The organism is Piscibacillus salipiscarius JCM 13188 (genome assembly GCF_001311865.1).
GTDB classification, from domain to species: Bacteria; Bacillota; Bacilli; order Bacillales; family Alkalibacillaceae; genus Piscibacillus; species Piscibacillus salipiscarius.
Genome location: NZ_BBCD01000006.1, coordinates 25,518 through 42,526, shown reverse-complemented (window position 1 = coordinate 42,526; position 17,009 = coordinate 25,518). Strand labels below are relative to the sequence as shown.

The following is a 17,009-nucleotide window of genomic DNA, read 5'->3' as shown; positions in this document are numbered from 1 at the left end:
TATTCTACTCTATGCTCTTAACCATTTCCATATCTCTTGTGGTGTAGCATTTTTACCATAAATTAAAATTCCCACTTGGAAGATCTTACCCGCTAGCTTCATGAAGATCCAAATACTCACGATTAGAATCGCAAGACCAATTAAAATTTCAACCCAAGGCCACTCATCTAATACAGCTAATCGCATGAGCATGACAGCTGGTGACGTAAACGGTATATACGTAGCAATCTGTGCTATTATTCCACTCGGATTGCTGAAAATAGGTGCGACTAAGAAGAATGGAATGAATGGTAACATCATCACTAACCCTTGGAAGTTACCGCTAGTAGAAGCATCTTCTATAGTTGCTCCAAGTCCTACAAATAGTGCCGCAAATAACAAGTACCCTAATATCGCAATCACTAGTAACAACAATGTCTCTGGTACAAATAAATATTCAAGGACTGGAATGTCATCAAGTTTCCAAAGTGCAAAGGGTGTAACAAGTGCAATCCACACACCTACTTGTAGAAGCCCGAGACTGAAATACCCCAAGATCTTACCTTGCATTAGTTCAACAGCTGTTACTGACGACAATATAATTTCGGCGACTTTATCTTTCTTTTCTTGTGAAGCGCTTTGGAAGATCATCATACCTGAGATCACAATTGAGAATAAGACAAGCCCTGCAAAATGCTAGGAATAGCCTGCTCATACGGGAATCCACCAGCCTCTTCCATTGGAATAGTTTCAGTCTCTTCCTTAACACTTGCTTCCTCGTAATTTACTGGCTGCTGAACTAATTGCATTTGTTCAGTCGATAATCCAGCCATTTGTAGCTGTGCTTGCTTAATTGGCTGCTGTAAAACATTCATCTCATTTTTAAACGATTGATCGACGTCATCTCCAACCATATACCTGACAGTACCGGTATTTAACGTGTCTTCGCTAATTTGAATGTACGCAGCGTCTTCTTCTTCACTAAGCGTTTTTCTTCATTTGCTCAGGCCCATTATCCGTTTCGATAACTTCCCATGAAACAAAATCACCTTCAGAAATGACAGGTTGGATTGCTTCATACACCCCAACTTGATCATTAAAGTAAACCGTGGTAGCCTTTTCTTCTTCATCACCTAAGTTACTTAAAAAGGTTGGTGCTGTTGCAAAAATCACAAATAGTAAAGGTGTTAAAAATAATGAAATGATAAACGATTTGTTCCTTGCGTTACGCTTAAATTCCCACTTAGCAACTTTAATACTATTACGCATGGGTAGCACCTACTTCCTCAGCTAATGATTGGTCTGTTGCAATATCTACGAAAATTTCATGTAAGGACACGCGGTCAACGGATAACTCTTGTACGTCAAGTGACTCTGGGAGCTGTTTTAACCAGTTTGTCGCTTGAACATCGTGAGTTAAATACAATACTGAAATATCACCACTTTGTTCAACTCGTGTGACTTCTGGAAGCCCTTCAAGTGTTGCCACTTCATTTCTGCCACGAATCGTACATTTAAAGTTAGCGTATTCTCTTTTGACATCGTCCATTGAGCCGTATATGACTTTTTCACCTTTATTAATCATAAATAAGCGATCGCACATTTCTTCAACAAGATTCATTTGGTGAGAACTTAGTAAAATGGCCGTTCCATTATTGGCAAGCTCTTTAATTTCATGTTTGAAAACATCCTGACTCACAGGATCTAATCCAGAGAACGGTTCATCTAATATTAAAAGCTCTGGTTCATGTATAATCGACCCGATAAATTGAACTTTTTGCCCCATCCCTTTAGACAGTTCTTCAACCGAGACATTTTCTTTACCTTTTAATCCAAGTCTCTCTAAATAATAGAGGGCACGTTTTTTAGCTTTTTCTTTTGGATAATCTTTTAAACTCGCAAAATAAAGAAGTACATCCATCACTTTTACATTTTTATAGAGGCCACGTTCTTCCGGTAAATAACCGATTTTATGACGCGGGATGTCACTTCCATTATGTCCGTGGAAAGTAACGTTTCCTTCATCAGGATACATAATTCCCATAATGTTCCGAATGGTTGTGGATTTACCCGCACCATTAGGACCAAGAATAGCCATAATTTCACCTTTATGCACATCGAATGAAATTCCTTTTAAAACCTTTGTGCTTTTAAATGACTTTTGTATGTTCTTAACGCTTAAGGCTTTTTCCAACTCTCTCTCTCCCCTTATTCTTATTTATTTTGTTAACATCAATGAGATCGTATTTTCTAGATTAAGTGTTTCTTTGTTTAACCACTTCAATTGATGTTGACTTAAATAATCTTCTAACTCAGTTTCATCATTCGTAATAACCGTTTTGCTTCCTTTTCGTCTTACTTCACCTGGTAGACTTTCGGTTGGAAGTGGGTCTACCATCCAATATTGAGTATATGTTTCGATGAGGGCTTCCTTATCTTTATAAGCTAAAAGATTACCGTCTTTCATGATCGCAACCATATCGGCAAGCTTTCGGATATCCTCAACTTGGTGAGTCGCTAAAATGAGGGTGCGTTCACCGTCCTCCATCCACTCTGCTAACAAATCTAAAAGAATGGTTTTAGATACAATGTCGATGTGTGAAGTCGGTTCGTCTAAAATTATGATTGGCGCATTTCTTGGAATGGTCAAGGCTAGTGCAAGCTTTTGCTGTCCACCTGGTGATAAATTCTTAAAATTTTTCTTAAGATTGACATCGAGATCTTTAACTATTCGTTTAAAAAGTGCTTCATCCCAATTAGGGTAAAGTGATGACACTAATTCTTTTAACTGCATTCCATTAAAAGGGTCATGCCCTAACTTGTTTTGTGGTAAATAGGCAATGTCTTGTTTCCAAGACTCAGTATGATTAACATAACTTCCTAATATACGAATATCTCCAGAGGTAGGTTTCACTAAGTTCATGATTGTTTTAAGAAGTGTACTTTTTCCAGCACCATTACTACCAACTAAAGCCGTTACTAAACCAGGTTCTATATTTAAATTAAATGGCCCTAACTCAAAATCATCTCTTGTTTTTTGAAGATCCTTAACTTCAATTGAATAACTCACGATTCTCCCTCACTTTCGTCTAGTAATTGATTAAATAAACGTTTAACTTCTTTTTAGAGTAGTTATGCTGGTATGCGGTCCCAATAGCTTTACGCAGTGCATTAGCAACCGTGTCCTCTTTAATTTCCTTTTTTAACGAAACATTAATATCAGCAACAAACGTGCCTTTTCCTTGTAAAGTCTTAATAAAGCCTTCATATTCTAGATTTTGATAAGCTCTCCGCGTTGTAATGACACTCACCTCCAAGTCTTTTGATAAAGCGCGAATGGAAGGGAGTGACGTGCCAGCTTCTAATTGTCCACTAGCAATCAAGGCTTTAATTTGATGTTCAATCTGGTGATAGATTGGTTCTCTAGATTGCTCGGATAATTTAATAGGTAATTCCAAGTCGCCCACTCCTTCCTATAATTCAAAGTCTTCTAATTTCAATTTAGAATTGGCATATCTAATCCAAGCCCAATTCGAAACCGGTATGATTAGTACTGAGATAATTGATACAACTAGTGGCCACTGATTGGCTATATCAATTGTTAGATTAATTAACCCATCATCGTAAAAATATAAGTCGGTATTATCAAAATGGATAATGTAATCCATATACCTATGAAAATAAAATCAATTTACTGTTTGTGACATTGCGATCCCCTAAATCACTTGCAGGGTAGATGGCGCTAAGGCTTAATCCTAAACTAGCCCACATAAGTGCAAAAGCTAAGTACCCTTCAATTGTAAAGACATTCTTAAGAATAGGTAAAAAGTATAAACCTATAAAAAATAAACCAAAATCGGTAAAGCGTTGATATAGAAAATGATAAATCTACTCTTAATTAACGTACTGTTTTGAATCGGTAATTTGTGTAACATAAAAAACACTGGTGATGCATAAGTGTGAGAGCTAACCTTTTGATACTGGAAATCCTTTGGAGTCAACCAACCAAATCCCCAAACGAAAAAAGCAAAGTAAATGACATCTAACCCCCAGCCACCATCATCTATTATGGATTCATAAGTGGCATAACTGAAAACAAGTAATGCGGCTAGTAATAAAATTTGGTGTAAGATTCGATTAAACCAGTCAATTTTCCACTCGAACAAAGCGAGATTAATAGCTTCCTTCCACATATTTAATCCTCCTTATTAAGATAAGTCATAGTCTTCTTTTGATATTTTCTTTTGAAGATATTTAACCCAAAAACTAAAGTTAATGGAATAAGTGTGATTGAAAATAAGGCTAACCAAAATGGATCATGATTGGATAAATAGATAATTAAGTTTATAAAACTTCCTCCATAAACGAAATCTCCAAGTTGAGTAATCAATGAAATGAATACTATAAAACTAAAGATATAGAATAGAAGTTTTCCTTGGGTCATCTGCCGAGTTCTTATATCACTCGCAGGTAAAAAAGAGCCGAAACTTAGTGAAAAACTAATCCAAAATAAGGAAAATACAAAATAAGAATAAGGTGTCATAACGTTTCTAATCGCAGGTGAAATATAAAATAGTATGAACAATAATATAAGTAATGGTGCTAAGTTTAAATAAAATAATAAGAAGCGGCTTCTAATTAATGTACTTTTATTGATCGGTAAATTCTGTAACATAAATAACACCGGAGAGGCATAATGATTTTCGTTAATTCTTTGGAGTTGAAATTCCATCGGTGTAGACCAACCGTATCCCAAAAGTAGAAATGCTATGAACAACATTTCGAATATTAGTATTGGTTCTTCAAAGTGTGCATCATTAAATACGGTTATCATATAAACGAAAAGCGTGATTAATGTAATAAATTGTATTAATAACCTGTTGGTCAATTTGATTTTCCATTCAAATAATGCTAAATCTAGCGCCTTTTGCCACATAATTTCTTTCACATCCTCAGGCTGTTATACTGTTTATATCTATATACACAGTATATACACCTCGTTTTTAAAAGTAAACAGTAAACTTTAAATTTATTTTAAAATGTTATAGGATAAGCGTTATGACAATAAAAGAGAGGTGTAATTCATGGCATCAAGATCTTCTCACTTGAGACTAATTCTGTTATTAGGTGCATTTACGGCGCTTGTTCCGTTAACGATAGATTTATATTTACCTGCTTTTCCTAAATTAGCAGAAGGGTTAAAAACTGAACCGTCATTAGTTCAGTTAAGTTTAACCACAAGCTTGCTTGGAATTGCATTCGGACAGCTTGTCATTGGGGCACTTAGTGACATTTTTGGAAGGAAAAAGCCGCTCATCATTGCCATAGGAATATATGTCATAGCATCAGTTGTTTGTGCGATTGCACCTAACATTTGGGTGCTTGTTGCGGCCAGGTTTGTTCAAGGATTCTCAGGTGCTGGTGGGATTGTTATATCTCGTTCGATTATTCGTGATTTATATTCGGGATCTGAATTAACGAAAAATGTTTTCTTTATTAGTTTTAGTAATGGGTTTGGCGCCTATCTTAGCACCCATGATTGGTGGACAAATTTTATTATTTACTAGTTGGAGAGGCTTATTTGCTATTCTATCAGTTGCTGGGATCATATTAACGGCACTCGCAATCATAAAATTAAAGGAATCATTGCCTGTAAAGGAACGTTCTGAAGGCGGCCTTAGGAGTACCGTTGAGGTTTTTGTGAAGTTAATGAAGCATCGCCGTTACATGGGTTTTGCGTTTATACAAGGCTTTGCGGCTGCAGCCATGTTCTCTTACATTTCAGGGTCATCATTTATTTTGCAGGACATTTTTGCGTTGTCCCCGCAAGCTTACTCTATGATTTTTGGATTAAATGCACTAGGGTTTATCACCATGAGTCAAGTTGTTGGTAGGCTATCAGACCGAGTGCATGAAGAAAAGCTTTTAGTTATTGGGTTTTTAGTGGCATTAACAGGTGGTACGACACTCGTTTCGGCCGCATTTTTGACGGGGGACTTATATTTGTAATTATCGGTTTATTTTTCATTACATCAAGTACAGGTATGATGAACCCAACGAGCTTATCTTTAGCGATGCAGACGCAAGATCGGAACGCAGGAAGTGCATCGGCTCTACTTGGCTTATTCCAGTTCGTGTTCGGAGCCACTGTCGCACCAATTGTAGGTGTATTTGGAACAAGCACGATTTTACCACTAGCAACGATCATCCTCGTCAGTCAGCTGTTAATTGTGCTAAGTTATATATTATTAGTGAAAACAAGGGAGGGGCATGTTATTGGAGCTTAACTATGAGGTTCAAACTCAAAACGGAACAACGACACTTAACGAGTTAATCCGAAACGAAAAGACTATCTTAGTATTCACACGTCACCTTGGTTGACCAATTTGCCGCCAATTACTCGCGCAGTTGCGTGAGCAGTATGAAGAAATTGAAAGTGAAGGTTATCAGATTGTCGCCGTTGCACCATCAAAGGCATCGTTTATTAAACAGTTCCTAGATGCATTTGGTCCGTATCCATTTGAAATTGTAGGCGATCCCGACCGACAAGCATTTAAAGCGATTAAAGCGAAAAGACCAGCAAAGATTATATTACTATCAAAAGTAGCCTTAGGCGTGATTACTCGGAGGCTTAAAAACATCATTCCTAAAGATGAAAAACAGGCTAAGTTTGTGAAGAAATCTATGACCAGTCAAGATGTCTACATTCAAGGAGCAACTCTTATTTTTGATGAGAACGGAGATTTGTTGTGGAAACATCTAGATGAATCCCCGGAAAAACATGCAAAGATAAGTAAAATATTGAACGTAATCAAAAGCTGACGTGAGGTCAGCTTTTTTTATTACAAAGGACTATTATTCTAAATTCTAGGCCTAAAAAACTACCTTTAAAGACCATACTTTTCTAAAAAGGGACCATTGCATTCAATTAAAGGACCAAACATGAGAAACTAAGGCCCATTAATAGGAGGAAATGCCCTAAAACAATTTATTACTAATCTAGTAGACTTACCGATAAAAAGTCATAGTTCAAGAGTTGAAGCATAAGTATAATTAGTAGGACAAGCTTGTTCTATTATTAAACTAAAAATTTTGAATTTTTAGTTAAGTTTTGTTAAAATAGTGAGAAAGAAGTCTAACTCTGTCATAAAATACATAAATATTGAAAGCGCATACATTTGTGTTGAGGGTTAGTCTTTGATACTAAAAAGGGAGGAATAATGATGACGTATGCTTTTCCAAACACAGATGGAGCTGTTGTAAATTTTAAGGACCGTTATGAAAACTATATTGGTGGGAAGTGGACACCACCTGTTAATGGTCAGTACTTTGAAAATGTAACGCCTGTAACAGGTAAGACTTTTACTGAAATTCCTCGTTCGACAAAAGAGGACGTTGAGCTAGCATTAGATGCAGCACATGCAGCTAAGGAAGAATGGAGCAAGACATCTGTTGCAGAACGTGCGAATATGCTAAATAAAATTGCTGATCGTATCGAAGAGAATTTAGAAATGCTTGCGGTTGCAGAAACATGGGAGAACGGGAAATCAGTTCGTGAAACTCTCAATGCAGACTTGCCTCTTGCAGTGGACCACTTCAGATATTTTGCTGGCGCTATTCGAGCACAAGAAGGGTCTCTTGGTGAGATTAATAATGATACAGTGGCATACCACTTTCATGAGCCAATAGGAGTAGTAGGACAAATTATTCCATGGAACTTCCCGTTACTTATGGCAACGTGGAAATTAGCTCCAGCGTTGGCCACTGGCAACTGTGTCGTATTAAAGCCAGCTGAACAAACACCTTCATCTATTTTAGTCTTAATGGAATTAATAGAAGACTTAGTTCCTGCAGGTGTCCTTAATATCGTCAATGGTTTTGGCCTAGAAACGGGTAAACCTCTAGCCCAAAATCCTCGGGTTGATAAAGTTGCCTTTACAGGTGAAACGACCACAGGACGTTTAATTATGCAGTATGCGTCACAAAACTTAATCCCAGTAACACTTGAATTAGGTGGAAAATCACCAAACATTTTCTTTAAAGATGTGATGGATCAGGATGATGATTTCTTAGATAAAGCGATAGAAGGCCTGGTTATGTTTGCGCTTAACCAAGGTGAGGTTTGTACGTGTCCGTCTCGTGCACTAGTCCATGAGGATATTTACGATGAATTTATGGAGCGTGCATTAAAGCGTGTTGCAGAAATTAATACAGGAAACCCGTTAGATCCTAATACGATGATGGGAGCTCAAGCATCAAGCGAACAATTAGAGAAAATCTTATCTTACTTAGATATCGGTAAGCAAGAAGGTGCTGAGTGTTTAATCGGTGGTGAGCAAAACATACAAGAAGGTGACATGAAAGATGGTTACTACGTTAAGCCAACAGTATTTAAAGGACATAATAAAATGCGAATTTTCCAGGAAGAAATCTTTGGTCCAGTATTGTCTGTCACAACGTTTAAAGACGATGCCGAGGCTATGGAAATCGCCAATGACACACTTTATGGTTTAGGCGCTGGCGTATGGACACGTGACATTAATAAAGCTTATCGTTTTGGCCGTGGTATTCAGGCTGGCCGTGTTTGGACAAACTGCTACCATGACTATCCAGCACACGCAGCATTTGGTGGTTACAAGATGTCAGGTGTTGGCCGTGAAAACCATAAGATGATGTTAAGTCATTATCAGCAAACGAAGAACTTACTGGTTAGCTACAGCCCTCAGAAATTAGGATTTTTCTAAGGCTGAACGAATATAATAGTAAAGGGGAAGCCTCTTGAATGGGCTTCCTTTTTTCAAAAGAAAGGCGGGATAAAATGGTTCAACGAGTAACCGCAACGGATGCTGCCTTAGAACTAATAGAAAATTGAAAGGAAAACATGGCCCGATCATGTTTCACCAGTCTGGCGGATGCTGTGATGGCAGCTCACCCATGTGCTACCCTGATGGCGACCTCATTGTTGGTGATCAAGATGTTTATTTGGGTGAAATAGGTGGAGCACCATTTTACATTCACCGAAACCAGTTTGAATATTGGAAGCATACGCAGCTCATAATAGATGTGGTTGATGGTAGAGGCGGCATGTTTTCATTAGAAGGTGTTGAAGGTAAACGGTTCCTTACCCGTTCAAGAGCATTTACAGAAGAAGAAAATAAAGAACTACAATCTGAGTCTTAACCTGATCCTTAATGAAGGGTCAGGTTTTTTATTTTCTACCAAGAGTCCTGGCAAATCATCTATGATTTCAAAAAAGGGGCTTATCCTCCCGAGTCAATAGTTTTGCAATTATAAGATTACATACGTACAATATTATGAATAAGGTACAAAAAGAGGTGATTTGCGGTGGAAATGATGATGTATGTTGTAACCTTAATGGTACTTATGGCAGCCGCATTCTTATTATATAAGGGGCTTAATCGATTGTTTGTTCATCGGAAAAAAGCATTAAACCTTAAGGAGAACGATTCGAGACATATTAATTCGAAATAAAGCACATTGATTGAAATTCAGATTGAAATATATAATAATGACCCTGATGCAAAATGTTGGAGGTCGTCATATGAAGATTGAAATTTGGTCAGACGTTGTATGCCCGTTTTGTTATATCGGCAAAAGACGTCTTGAAGAAGCCATGAAACAATTTGGACAGGAAAATATTCAAATTCATTTTAGAAGTTATCAATTAGACCCTAATGCTGAAAAAGGTGGTCATTCAGATATTCATGAAATGTTAGCAACTAAGTATGGTGTGCCATATGAAGAAGGAAAACGGATGAATGATCAAATGGCTGAACAAGCGAAAACAGTAGGTTTGGACTTTAACTTTGATCAGGTTATTCCTACTAACACTGAAGATGCTCATCGATTAAGCCATTTTGCTAATCAGCAAGGTAAAATGTATGACATGATGGAACGCTTAATGCGTGCTTATTTTACAGAAGGTAAAGATGTAGGAGATCATCAGGTGCTAGTGGATTTAGCCGAAGAGGTCGTTTAAACCGAGTAGAGGCGCTTGAAATTGCAGAATCAGCTAAGTATAAACGAAAGGTTCAAGCAGATCAGCATGACGCATCTCAAATTGGAGTTCAAGGAGTTCCTTTCTTCGTATTCAATGAAAAATACGCAGTATCTGGGGCGCAGCCGACTGACGTATTTTTAGATGTATTATCAAAAGTACACGAAGAAGAGAAAAAACAGCCAAAAATTCAAGTTCTCAATAACCAAGCTAAAACTGAATACTGTGACGATGGTTCTTGTCAATCGTAAGAAAACTCCTCGGCTTAGTTCGGCCGTGGAGTTTTCATTTTGATTAGATTCGATTTCCTGTTTAAGTGGTTCAAACCCACACGAGGCCGTTGCTTCTGCGATAACTTCATACCCGTACTTGTTCGGGTGAAGCCTGCCAAAATTAAATAAGTGCTCCCCGCCATATATGAAGTAAGAATAAATATCAACAAATTGCGTGCGTTCATCTCTGAAAGATAACAAAATGTTATTAAACCGTTGCACCCAGAAATCACTATATGAAAGGTGTGGAAAGGGATTATAAAGACCGATTAGTCGTATCATATAAGGAGTAGGATGCAGTGATTTTAAGTAATGTATTTCTGATAGGATCGATGCCATGTTTTGGTAAAACTCTACTGTTACTTCATCAAAAACGCTTGGGTCATAGGTATACATAAATGTTCTGTTAGCCTGAAGTAAATCGTTTCCTCCTGCAGTAATAGTTATGATGTTTGCCGTCATGAGTCGTGATTGAACTTTTTCGTCTTGTATTCTATATAATAAGTCTCCGCTTGTTATTTTATTTTAGCAAAAACCTCTGTACGAACTGGAACTTGTAGTGTTTCAACAGCTCTTTGGGCATAGCGATTGACGAAGCCTTTTGAGAAGTAATTACCAATTCCAACTGTTAGTGAATCGCCAATTGCTTTATATACAATAAAATCATTCATAATCTCCCTCCTTAAGGGATCAATATAGGCAGACAACCTAGTGCTTGCCCAATTTTGGAATGGGGATTTCTCTTGTTAAATAAAAAGCTGCCTCTTATCATTAAATGATAGAAGCAGCGGGCTTGCATGGGTTGTTACCATGTGTTTAGAAAAAGAATGGAAAGAAAATTCGGTTTAAGTTAAAAAATGGATAGCGGTAACGTCTGAACCTGCGGAATCTCCTAGGGTATCCGTACCCATAAGGTGAACCAAACCCAGGTCCATAACCATACCCCATACCATATCCTGGACCAGGCCCAAATCCAACATCATCAAAGCCATCTCCGCGTTCATTTTCCCCAGAAGGTACGAGCAAAGTCACGCCATCTTCGTCAAACTCATCAACAATCCCTTCAAAGGTTTGACCATCAACTGTTTCTACTTGTACGAGATATAAATGATGTTTTTGACATAGATCGAACATGTTTTTCTTATGGTGGTCTAATTGCTGGGACATAAGTTTAGAGTTAGTGTTTATATAGGGGTAATTCATCTTTGGTTGGTCTAAAAAGCTCTCATTCTTATAGTAAGAATGTTTTTAGGGTTTTTTGATAATTCATATTACTAATCCTCCTTTATTCCTCATAGCTAAAGTATTCAAAAAGTTGGGCTAATGTGCTTTACTCCTTTTACGAAATGTTTAGAAAAAATATTAATGGGGAACTGTTTAACAACACTCAAAAAGGAGGGTTAACATGGTTGATGAAAGAAGAGAAGAACAACGTATAAGGCATGAAGAACCGCATCGTACAGGAGCGACAGCTATAAAATGGATATCAATTCTAATCATCACCGTACTAATTCTATTTTTCTTAATTTATTATGTATTTCCGATGTTTAACACATCAAGTGATGACCAGCAGGAAAGCGAAAATGTTAATATAGAGCTAGACGTAGAGGGTGATTCTTCATCTGGTAGTGGTGACTCAGGTGGCCACGATTCATCTGGAGAATAAAATAGACGACTCATGAATGGGTCGTCTATTTTCTATTGTGGAAATTTCGTTTATAATTAAGTAATCATAGTTAAAGGTGGTACAAGAATGACTCAATCGGTTAAACAAGAGGTCCTCCAAGTTGGAGACATGTTAGAGGAGAATAAGTATAATATTGCCAGAAATATGAAATCTGAAGAAGAGGATACAGCAGAAGCACTAGAGCTTCGGGCCGAGTTAGTTGGTTTTTTGCTAAAGCTTGTCATGCTTATGATGATAGCCTTAACGAAATGACTAGGTGGGGACAAAATACAGGTCACTGGGCTATTGAAAATGGAGCTGAATTATCCAGTGTGTTAGATAGAGTTGCTTTCTTAAGATTAACTATTTGGAACGAAGTCGAATCTTTTGTCATAGAGCAAAACTTCTCTGCATCAACAGTCTTTGCTTTAATACATAGGTTAGATCCGCTTATGGATGAAGGCATTCGCTCATTTACTTCAGCTTTTATTGATTCTTATAAATCAAAAATTCAAGAAGCTCATGACAATTTCTTAGTCTTATCAGCACCTGTCGTTCCATTAGGAAATGGAACCGCAGTGTTACCCGTTGTTGGTAATGTGGACACTGAGCGAGCAGAGATCTTACTTAATACTGCCCTTTCAGAAGCGAACCGCCAGGATTTATCTCAGCTTTTCATTGATTTATCAGCGGTACCAGTTATTGACACAATGGTAGCCAGTCACATTTTTAAAATAGTTGAATCGATGGAGCTAGTCGGAACGCACGCCGTATTAGTCGGAATTCGTCCTGAGGTTGCTCAAACAATGGTCAATCTAGGTGTTCGATTTGAAAAGATGGAATCGTATAGTACATTAAATCAAGCCTTAACTCGAAAGAAAGTTTATTAATAGAAAAAAGTCCTAGAACGTGTTTGGTGGTCTAGGACTTTATTTCATATGAAACATTAATCATATTACGTTTGAATCCAATTTTTTCATAAAGTTTAATTGCATTTACGTGATCTAAATCAACGGCTAAAAATATATCCTCTTTTGATTGAGAAGATGCGTCTTGTATGACGTGTTCAATCAATTTTGTCGCAATACCTTGTCGTCTAGCTTCAGGCACAACGGCTACATCTTCTAATCTAACAAAGTTAGTCTCTTCAACAGCATCCCAAAGGATCGCGCCTTTAAGCTTCTCTCCTTCGAAAATGCAAGCCGCATCCATTCCAAACTCATTCAAATAATGCTTCAATTGATTTTGGGATTCGTGCCAATTAAATACGTTTTCAAAAAGTGTTGCCACATCAGGAATCAGTTGGTCTTCTATGGGTTTTACATCTAGATGGTGGTCTGAACTTTCATATTGGTTTAATTCATAGACCATTTCTAGTTGCTGACTAGTTTGCTTCCAACATAGCCCATCAATAGCAGCATTAGTTACGGTATTATTTGAAGGTGTTGTTATTCTTAATAGATTAAAAGGCGACTCCATCTGAAGTTTTGTTAGTATTTCTTTGACGTTTTTTAATAGTATGGTAAGTTTCTAGAAATACGGGTCCGATGATATAAGCTTCGTCATCACCAACTTCATGTAAATAACCTGTAAACCCAATAGGTTTCAATTGATGTTCAATTACCTTAACGCAGTTATCAACCGTGTTGTTATATTCGCTAACCTCAGCCTTTAAAACATCCACGCTCTCAACCCTCGGATATCCAATCCATTGCGAAGGTTTATGGTAACTTAATTCACACAATTCATTAATAAATTCGTATTCTTGTTGTGTAACGGGTCTAATGTTCATATTTTCTCCTTAATTGAAACTTAAGTATATACCGAGGGTTGCAGCAGCAGTCACAATATTAGGTAAGGAAAACCATAAGGCATTGACCATCAAGTTATGACGATCTTGCTTGCTTTCATTGGTCGATGCATGATAATTGGCCCGGTTTCGGTCGCCACTCACAAATGCACCCGTTAGCATACCAGAAAATAATAAAGCCCCAACTCCGCATACTCCACTAACTAAAAACGTCAAATCTAAACTAGTTGTCACCAGTCCAGCAACTATAGCAATTAGTGACATAACTAAGCCATAAAATAATGCTTTATTCAATTTAATCCCTCCAAGATATGTATAAGACAATGGTATGTTATTTTCAGATAATGATTAACATTGTATATTGTTAACCATAGATTAGCAAATCGTGGAAAATGGGTGTCTGGATTAATATGAACGAATTGATTCATAAGTTTTTTATAAGTGAAGCCATAAAAGAAGCGAAAGCGTTTGGGAAAAGAGGGATCAGCCGATAGGAAGAGGAAAAAATGACCCTTAAACAGCGAAGGTCATTACAAGAGAACATGAATCATTTTACAATTCTATTATACCATAAATTTTAAAGAAAATTTAGACTACTATTTTGCCTGTACCCCTTTACCATAGAGAGATACCATATGGGGAGGGATTTTGTGTTAGGTTTACAAAAAGATGAAGTGAAGTTAGTTCCACACAACCCAGAATGGAAGCAAAACTTTCAGCTAGAAAAAGCGCTATTAGAGTCGCTAGTTGGTAAACACATAGATGGTATTGAGCACATTGGAAGTACAGCGATTTATGGAATTAAGGCAAAACCGATGTAGACATCATGGTCAGTCTTAAACCATTAGACAACGCAAAGGATTTAGAGATGAGAACAATGCAAGAAGGTCAATATTTCAGGTTAAAAAAGCAAGAGGTGAAAGATAAAGTAGTCTTTGCCAAATTTCCTAAGATTGAAGAGGAGAATTATATAAAAACGCACTTCTTGCATGTTGTAGAGTATGACGGTAAGTGGTGGCACGAGCATTTACAGTTCAGAGACCGGTTAAATGACAACCCACAATTAGCTAAAGAATATGAACGGTTGAAAGTGAATTTAGCGGAGCAATACGTGAATGATGTTAAGTCGTACGCAGATCAAAAACTTAAATTTGTAAAATCCGTAATAGATTAATAAAAAGAGTCCTTCCAGATTTGAATCTGGAAGGACTTTAAATATTAGAGTTATAGAATTTATTAAATGAAGTTAAAACTAATTATTATAAACTCAGGCCTTTTGTTTTATGCTGCAGCTTTTTCAGAAGGATTGATCAATCGGGATTGAACTAGCCTTTTTCTTACAGCTATACCAATCCAGCTTGCGAGGAAGGCTTTAATCAGACCTACCACAATGAACGGGTAGACTCCGGCATCAAGAGCTTCACCCCAGCCTAAACCAGTAACATATTTCAGTTGAATCATACCGAACAGTAAAATGACCACCATTCCAACGGTGTTAGCCACCATTGCCATCGTTAGCCGGAATGATGTGCGCTCAAGTATGTACCCCATTAAGAAGGCTGCAACTATGAAACCTATAATGTATCCTCCCGTTGGTCCAGTTAGAACCTCTGCTCCTGCATTAAACCCTGCAAATACTGGCAAACCAATAGCACCAAGTGTAGCATAACAAATCATAGCTAATGCACCTTGGCTGCTTCCTAGTATAGTTGCTGTTAACCCGACGGCAAGTGTTTGTCCGCTAATCGGGACTAACGGTAGAGGAACTTCAACTTGGGCTAAAACAGCAGTTATGACTGCAAAAACTACACAATTGATAAAAATTTTTAGATTTTTACTCTGATAATTCATAAGATCTCCTCCTATTGTTAACCTCTATTTAATTATAGGTTAACAAACATTGTGCGAAATTGAATAGTGATTTTTCGTATGATTAAATTTTAATTATATTGAACCAATACTATTTATCTAATAAAAAATATACTCCTATAGTTTCTAAGAGTTTTAAATAAACCATTATCGCTAACTAGAGGGACTAAATCTGGAAGGATTTTAAGTTTTAGGACTTATTTATTAGATATTGTATAAATGAAAGAGTTCTAGTGGAATAAACTCGCCTAGATGTTAAATAACTCAATTTTTTCATGAATTATCTGAATTTCGAATTATTTGTGAACATGAGAAAATATATTAATAGTAAGATTAAAAACTTCAGGGGGTAATTTTGGACATGAAAAAGTTTATGTTGTTATTAATAGCGGCTTTTATGATTAGTGTATTAGCCGCATGCGGTACATCAGAAAGTGAAGGAAGTAATGGAGATAGTGGTAATAGTGGTGACGGTGGTAGTGGCGAAGAAACGCCTACATACACAGTCGCAACTGATGCTAACTTCAAACCATTTGAGTATAAGAACCCAGATACAGGTGAAATGGTAGGGTTCGATATTGAATTATTGAGAGCTATTGCGGAAGATCAAGGGTTTAAAGTTGAATTCCAAACAATGCAATTTGATGGACTTCTAGCTTCAATGAGATCAGGTAAACACGACATAGGTATTGCTGGAATCTCAATCACAGAAGAACGTAAGGAATTCATTGATTTCTCAGACTCTTACTATGATTCTGGTTTAATTTTAGCTGTTCCACAAGATTCAGATATTGAATCAATTGAAGATGTATCAGGTAAAAACGTTGGGGCTCGTCAAGGGTCAACAAGTGAGAGTTATCTACAAGACAACACTGATGCAGAGATTACAGCTTATCCTGAAATCGTAACAGCTTATATGAATCTTGAGCGTGGTCGTTTTAGACGCGGTGTTATATGACTTACCTAACGTTCAGTTTTATATTAAAGAACAAGCTTCAGACAGCCTGAAAACTGTTGGCGATGTATTAGAAGGTCAACCTTATGGTATTGCTATGCCAAAGGATTCAAACCCTGAATTACTTGAGTCTATTAACAAAGGCTTAGCTAATGTGAAAGAAAACGGAACTTATGCAGAAATTTACGAAAAATGGTTTGGTGAAGCACCGCCAAAAGAATAACCACTTAGACTAACAGAAATCAAGGCGTAACAAGTTTTACCTTGTTACGCTATTTTTCCTATTTAAGAAGAAAAATTTGTTAGACATAGTTTATAAAAAGGGAGAGATCTAACAACAATGATAGAAAGCTTTTTAGATTCAGCTTATTATAGATCACTTCCCTACTTATGGGAAGGTATTCAATTAACCTTATATATCACCGTAGTGGGTGTTTTCC

General features: G+C 37.1%; 24 protein-coding genes and 4 pseudogenes. 12 read left to right on the top strand and 16 right to left on the bottom strand.

The window, feature by feature from the left end:
- Positions 1-9 precede the first annotated feature (9 nt).
- The 9 genes from JCM13188_RS18155 to JCM13188_RS05780 form a co-directional block, all read right to left on the bottom strand.
- A complete protein-coding gene (locus JCM13188_RS18155) occupies positions 10-633 on the bottom strand; it encodes an ABC transporter permease (RefSeq protein ID WP_279401456.1) in 624 nt (207 codons plus the stop codon).
- An 8-nt stretch (positions 634-641) separates the two neighbouring features.
- Positions 642-893: a hypothetical protein gene (locus JCM13188_RS18150; RefSeq protein WP_279401455.1), complete on the bottom strand. Its 252-nt coding sequence runs from the start codon at positions 891-893 to the stop codon at positions 642-644.
- Positions 894-960: 67 nt separating this feature from the next.
- Positions 961-1,248, bottom strand: a complete 288-nt coding sequence (locus JCM13188_RS18145; protein ID WP_279401454.1) for an ABC transporter permease family protein — start codon at positions 1,246-1,248, stop codon at positions 961-963.
- Positions 1,241-2,173 (bottom strand): ABC transporter ATP-binding protein, encoded by a 933-nt coding sequence (locus JCM13188_RS05800; protein WP_054752778.1) that lies wholly within the window; start codon positions 2,171-2,173, stop codon positions 1,241-1,243. The genes JCM13188_RS18145 and JCM13188_RS05800 overlap by 8 nt, the downstream gene beginning before the upstream one ends.
- A 24-nt stretch (positions 2,174-2,197) precedes the next feature.
- Positions 2,198-3,049: an ABC transporter ATP-binding protein gene (locus tag JCM13188_RS05795; protein WP_054752776.1), complete on the bottom strand. Its 852-nt coding sequence runs from the start codon at positions 3,047-3,049 to the stop codon at positions 2,198-2,200.
- 19 nt (positions 3,050-3,068) lie between these two features.
- On the bottom strand, positions 3,069-3,437 hold the full coding sequence (locus JCM13188_RS05790; RefSeq protein WP_054752774.1) for a GntR family transcriptional regulator: 369 nt from the start codon (positions 3,435-3,437) through the stop codon (positions 3,069-3,071).
- Positions 3,438-3,452: 15 nt separating this feature from the next.
- The gene (locus JCM13188_RS18140) at positions 3,453-3,647 is read right to left on the bottom strand and encodes a hypothetical protein (RefSeq protein ID WP_279401453.1); all 195 of its coding nucleotides are present in this window, start codon (positions 3,645-3,647) and stop codon (positions 3,453-3,455) included.
- Between the two features lie 168 nt (positions 3,648-3,815).
- The gene (locus JCM13188_RS05785) at positions 3,816-4,172 is read right to left on the bottom strand and encodes a hypothetical protein (RefSeq protein ID WP_054752772.1); all 357 of its coding nucleotides are present in this window, start codon (positions 4,170-4,172) and stop codon (positions 3,816-3,818) included.
- Positions 4,173-4,174: 2 nt separating this feature from the next.
- The gene (locus tag JCM13188_RS05780) at positions 4,175-4,927 is read right to left on the bottom strand and encodes a hypothetical protein (RefSeq protein WP_279401452.1); all 753 of its coding nucleotides are present in this window, start codon (positions 4,925-4,927) and stop codon (positions 4,175-4,177) included.
- A gap of 136 nt (positions 4,928-5,063) precedes the next feature.
- Here JCM13188_RS05780 and JCM13188_RS05775 point away from each other — a divergent pair.
- The 7 genes and pseudogenes from JCM13188_RS05775 (at position 5,064) to JCM13188_RS20490 (ending at position 10,248) form a co-directional block, all read left to right on the top strand.
- Positions 5,064-6,266, top strand: a pseudogene (locus JCM13188_RS05775) (multidrug effflux MFS transporter).
- 97 nt (positions 6,267-6,363) lie between these two features.
- Positions 6,364-6,801, top strand: a complete 438-nt coding sequence (locus tag JCM13188_RS05770) for a peroxiredoxin-like family protein (protein ID WP_279401486.1) — start codon at positions 6,364-6,366, stop codon at positions 6,799-6,801.
- Between the two features lie 401 nt (positions 6,802-7,202).
- Positions 7,203-8,723 (top strand): acetaldehyde dehydrogenase ExaC, encoded by a 1,521-nt coding sequence (gene exaC, locus JCM13188_RS05765; RefSeq protein ID WP_054752767.1) that lies wholly within the window; start codon positions 7,203-7,205, stop codon positions 8,721-8,723.
- Between the two features lie 74 nt (positions 8,724-8,797).
- A pseudogene (locus JCM13188_RS05760) lies at positions 8,798-9,159 on the top strand (DUF779 domain-containing protein).
- Between the two features lie 165 nt (positions 9,160-9,324).
- The gene (locus JCM13188_RS18135; protein ID WP_279401451.1) at positions 9,325-9,471 is read left to right on the top strand and encodes a hypothetical protein; all 147 of its coding nucleotides are present in this window, start codon (positions 9,325-9,327) and stop codon (positions 9,469-9,471) included.
- A gap of 70 nt (positions 9,472-9,541) precedes the next feature.
- Entirely contained in the window at positions 9,542-9,979 is a 438-nt protein-coding gene (locus JCM13188_RS20495) for a DsbA family oxidoreductase (RefSeq protein WP_369404846.1), read from the top strand.
- Between the two features lie 20 nt (positions 9,980-9,999).
- On the top strand, positions 10,000-10,248 hold the full coding sequence (locus JCM13188_RS20490; protein ID WP_369404857.1) for a DsbA family oxidoreductase: 249 nt from the start codon (positions 10,000-10,002) through the stop codon (positions 10,246-10,248).
- Here the strand turns inward: JCM13188_RS20490 and JCM13188_RS18130 are convergent.
- The 3 genes from JCM13188_RS18130 to JCM13188_RS05750 all read right to left on the bottom strand — a co-directional run bounded on the left by JCM13188_RS18130 (position 10,150) and on the right by JCM13188_RS05750 (position 11,472).
- Positions 10,150-10,761 carry a GDSL-type esterase/lipase family protein gene (locus JCM13188_RS18130; RefSeq protein ID WP_304609740.1) on the bottom strand — a complete coding sequence of 204 codons (612 nt, stop codon included), beginning with the start codon at positions 10,759-10,761 and terminating at the stop codon, positions 10,150-10,152. The two genes, JCM13188_RS20490 and JCM13188_RS18130, sit on opposite strands and share 99 nt — an antisense overlap.
- Positions 10,762-10,784: 23 nt before the next feature.
- Positions 10,785-10,940 carry a hypothetical protein gene (locus JCM13188_RS18125; RefSeq protein WP_279401449.1) on the bottom strand — a complete coding sequence of 52 codons (156 nt, stop codon included), beginning with the start codon at positions 10,938-10,940 and terminating at the stop codon, positions 10,785-10,787.
- Between the two features lie 145 nt (positions 10,941-11,085).
- Positions 11,086-11,472, bottom strand: a complete 387-nt coding sequence (locus tag JCM13188_RS05750) for a hypothetical protein (RefSeq protein WP_279401448.1) — start codon at positions 11,470-11,472, stop codon at positions 11,086-11,088.
- Between the two features lie 202 nt (positions 11,473-11,674).
- On the opposite strand from JCM13188_RS05750, the gene JCM13188_RS05745 reads away from it, so the two are divergent.
- The 3 genes from JCM13188_RS05745 (at position 11,675) to JCM13188_RS05735 (ending at position 12,825) form a co-directional block, all read left to right on the top strand.
- A complete protein-coding gene (locus tag JCM13188_RS05745; RefSeq protein ID WP_054752763.1) occupies positions 11,675-11,935 on the top strand; it encodes a hypothetical protein in 261 nt (86 codons plus the stop codon).
- Between the two features lie 87 nt (positions 11,936-12,022).
- A complete protein-coding gene (locus JCM13188_RS05740) occupies positions 12,023-12,208 on the top strand; it encodes a hypothetical protein (RefSeq protein ID WP_054752761.1) in 186 nt (61 codons plus the stop codon).
- Positions 12,205-12,825 carry an STAS domain-containing protein gene (locus tag JCM13188_RS05735; RefSeq protein ID WP_054752759.1) on the top strand — a complete coding sequence of 207 codons (621 nt, stop codon included), beginning with the start codon at positions 12,205-12,207 and terminating at the stop codon, positions 12,823-12,825. The genes JCM13188_RS05740 and JCM13188_RS05735 overlap by 4 nt, the downstream gene beginning before the upstream one ends.
- A 31-nt stretch (positions 12,826-12,856) precedes the next feature.
- Here the strand turns inward: JCM13188_RS05735 and JCM13188_RS05730 are convergent, their stop codons facing one another.
- From JCM13188_RS05730 to JCM13188_RS05720, 3 genes are all read right to left on the bottom strand, one after another.
- The gene (locus tag JCM13188_RS05730; protein WP_054752757.1) at positions 12,857-13,414 is read right to left on the bottom strand and encodes a GNAT family N-acetyltransferase; all 558 of its coding nucleotides are present in this window, start codon (positions 13,412-13,414) and stop codon (positions 12,857-12,859) included.
- Positions 13,398-13,619, bottom strand: a complete 222-nt coding sequence (locus JCM13188_RS05725) for a hypothetical protein (protein WP_279401447.1) — start codon at positions 13,617-13,619, stop codon at positions 13,398-13,400. The genes JCM13188_RS05730 and JCM13188_RS05725 overlap by 17 nt, the downstream gene beginning before the upstream one ends.
- 117 nt (positions 13,620-13,736) lie before the next feature.
- Positions 13,737-14,039: a DUF5316 domain-containing protein gene (locus JCM13188_RS05720; protein ID WP_054752754.1), complete on the bottom strand. Its 303-nt coding sequence runs from the start codon at positions 14,037-14,039 to the stop codon at positions 13,737-13,739.
- Between the two features lie 341 nt (positions 14,040-14,380).
- On the opposite strand from JCM13188_RS05720, the pseudogene JCM13188_RS20485 reads away from it, so the two are divergent.
- Positions 14,381-14,919 (top strand): annotated as a pseudogene (locus tag JCM13188_RS20485) (GrpB family protein).
- A 107-nt stretch (positions 14,920-15,026) separates the two neighbouring features.
- On the opposite strand, the gene JCM13188_RS05710 reads toward JCM13188_RS20485, so the two are convergent.
- Positions 15,027-15,596, bottom strand: coding sequence for a biotin transporter BioY (locus tag JCM13188_RS05710; protein WP_054752752.1), 570 nt, complete (start codon positions 15,594-15,596; stop codon positions 15,027-15,029).
- Positions 15,597-15,975: 379 nt separating this feature from the next.
- Here JCM13188_RS05710 and JCM13188_RS05705 point away from each other — a divergent pair.
- Positions 15,976-16,792: pseudogene (locus tag JCM13188_RS05705) on the top strand (transporter substrate-binding domain-containing protein).
- Positions 16,793-17,009: the final 217 nt, after the last annotated feature.

Bases quoted from the DNA above. Each gene is read 5' to 3' on its own strand.
- JCM13188_RS05710 (WP_054752752.1), bottom strand. From the start codon at position 15,596: ATGAATTATCAGAGTAAAAATCTAAAAATTTTTATCAATTGTGTAGTT.
- JCM13188_RS18150 (WP_279401455.1), bottom strand. From the start codon at position 893: ATGGTTGGAGATGACGTCGATCAATCGTTTAAAAATGAGATGAATGTT.
- JCM13188_RS18140 (WP_279401453.1), bottom strand. From the start codon at position 3,647: ATGGATTACATTATCCATTTTGATAATACCGACTTATATTTTTACGAT.
- JCM13188_RS18125 (WP_279401449.1), bottom strand. From the start codon at position 10,940: ATGAATGATTTTATTGTATATAAAGCAATTGGCGATTCACTAACAGTT.
- JCM13188_RS18155 (WP_279401456.1), bottom strand. From the start codon at position 633: ATGATGATCTTCCAAAGCGCTTCACAAGAAAAGAAAGATAAAGTCGCC.
- JCM13188_RS05730 (WP_054752757.1), bottom strand. From the start codon at position 13,414: ATGGAGTCGCCTTTTAATCTATTAAGAATAACAACACCTTCAAATAAT.
- JCM13188_RS05785 (WP_054752772.1), bottom strand. From the start codon at position 4,172: ATGTGGAAGGAAGCTATTAATCTCGCTTTGTTCGAGTGGAAAATTGAC.
- JCM13188_RS05750 (WP_279401448.1), bottom strand. From the start codon at position 11,472: ATGAATTACCCCTATATAAACACTAACTCTAAACTTATGTCCCAGCAA.
- JCM13188_RS18145 (WP_279401454.1), bottom strand. From the start codon at position 1,248: ATGCGTAATAGTATTAAAGTTGCTAAGTGGGAATTTAAGCGTAACGCA.
- JCM13188_RS05735 (WP_054752759.1), top strand. From the start codon at position 12,205: ATGACTAGGTGGGGACAAAATACAGGTCACTGGGCTATTGAAAATGGA.
- JCM13188_RS05745 (WP_054752763.1), top strand. From the start codon at position 11,675: ATGGTTGATGAAAGAAGAGAAGAACAACGTATAAGGCATGAAGAACCG.
- JCM13188_RS20495 (WP_369404846.1), top strand. From the start codon at position 9,542: ATGAAGATTGAAATTTGGTCAGACGTTGTATGCCCGTTTTGTTATATC.
- JCM13188_RS05740 (WP_054752761.1), top strand. From the start codon at position 12,023: ATGACTCAATCGGTTAAACAAGAGGTCCTCCAAGTTGGAGACATGTTA.
- exaC (WP_054752767.1), top strand. From the start codon at position 7,203: ATGACGTATGCTTTTCCAAACACAGATGGAGCTGTTGTAAATTTTAAG.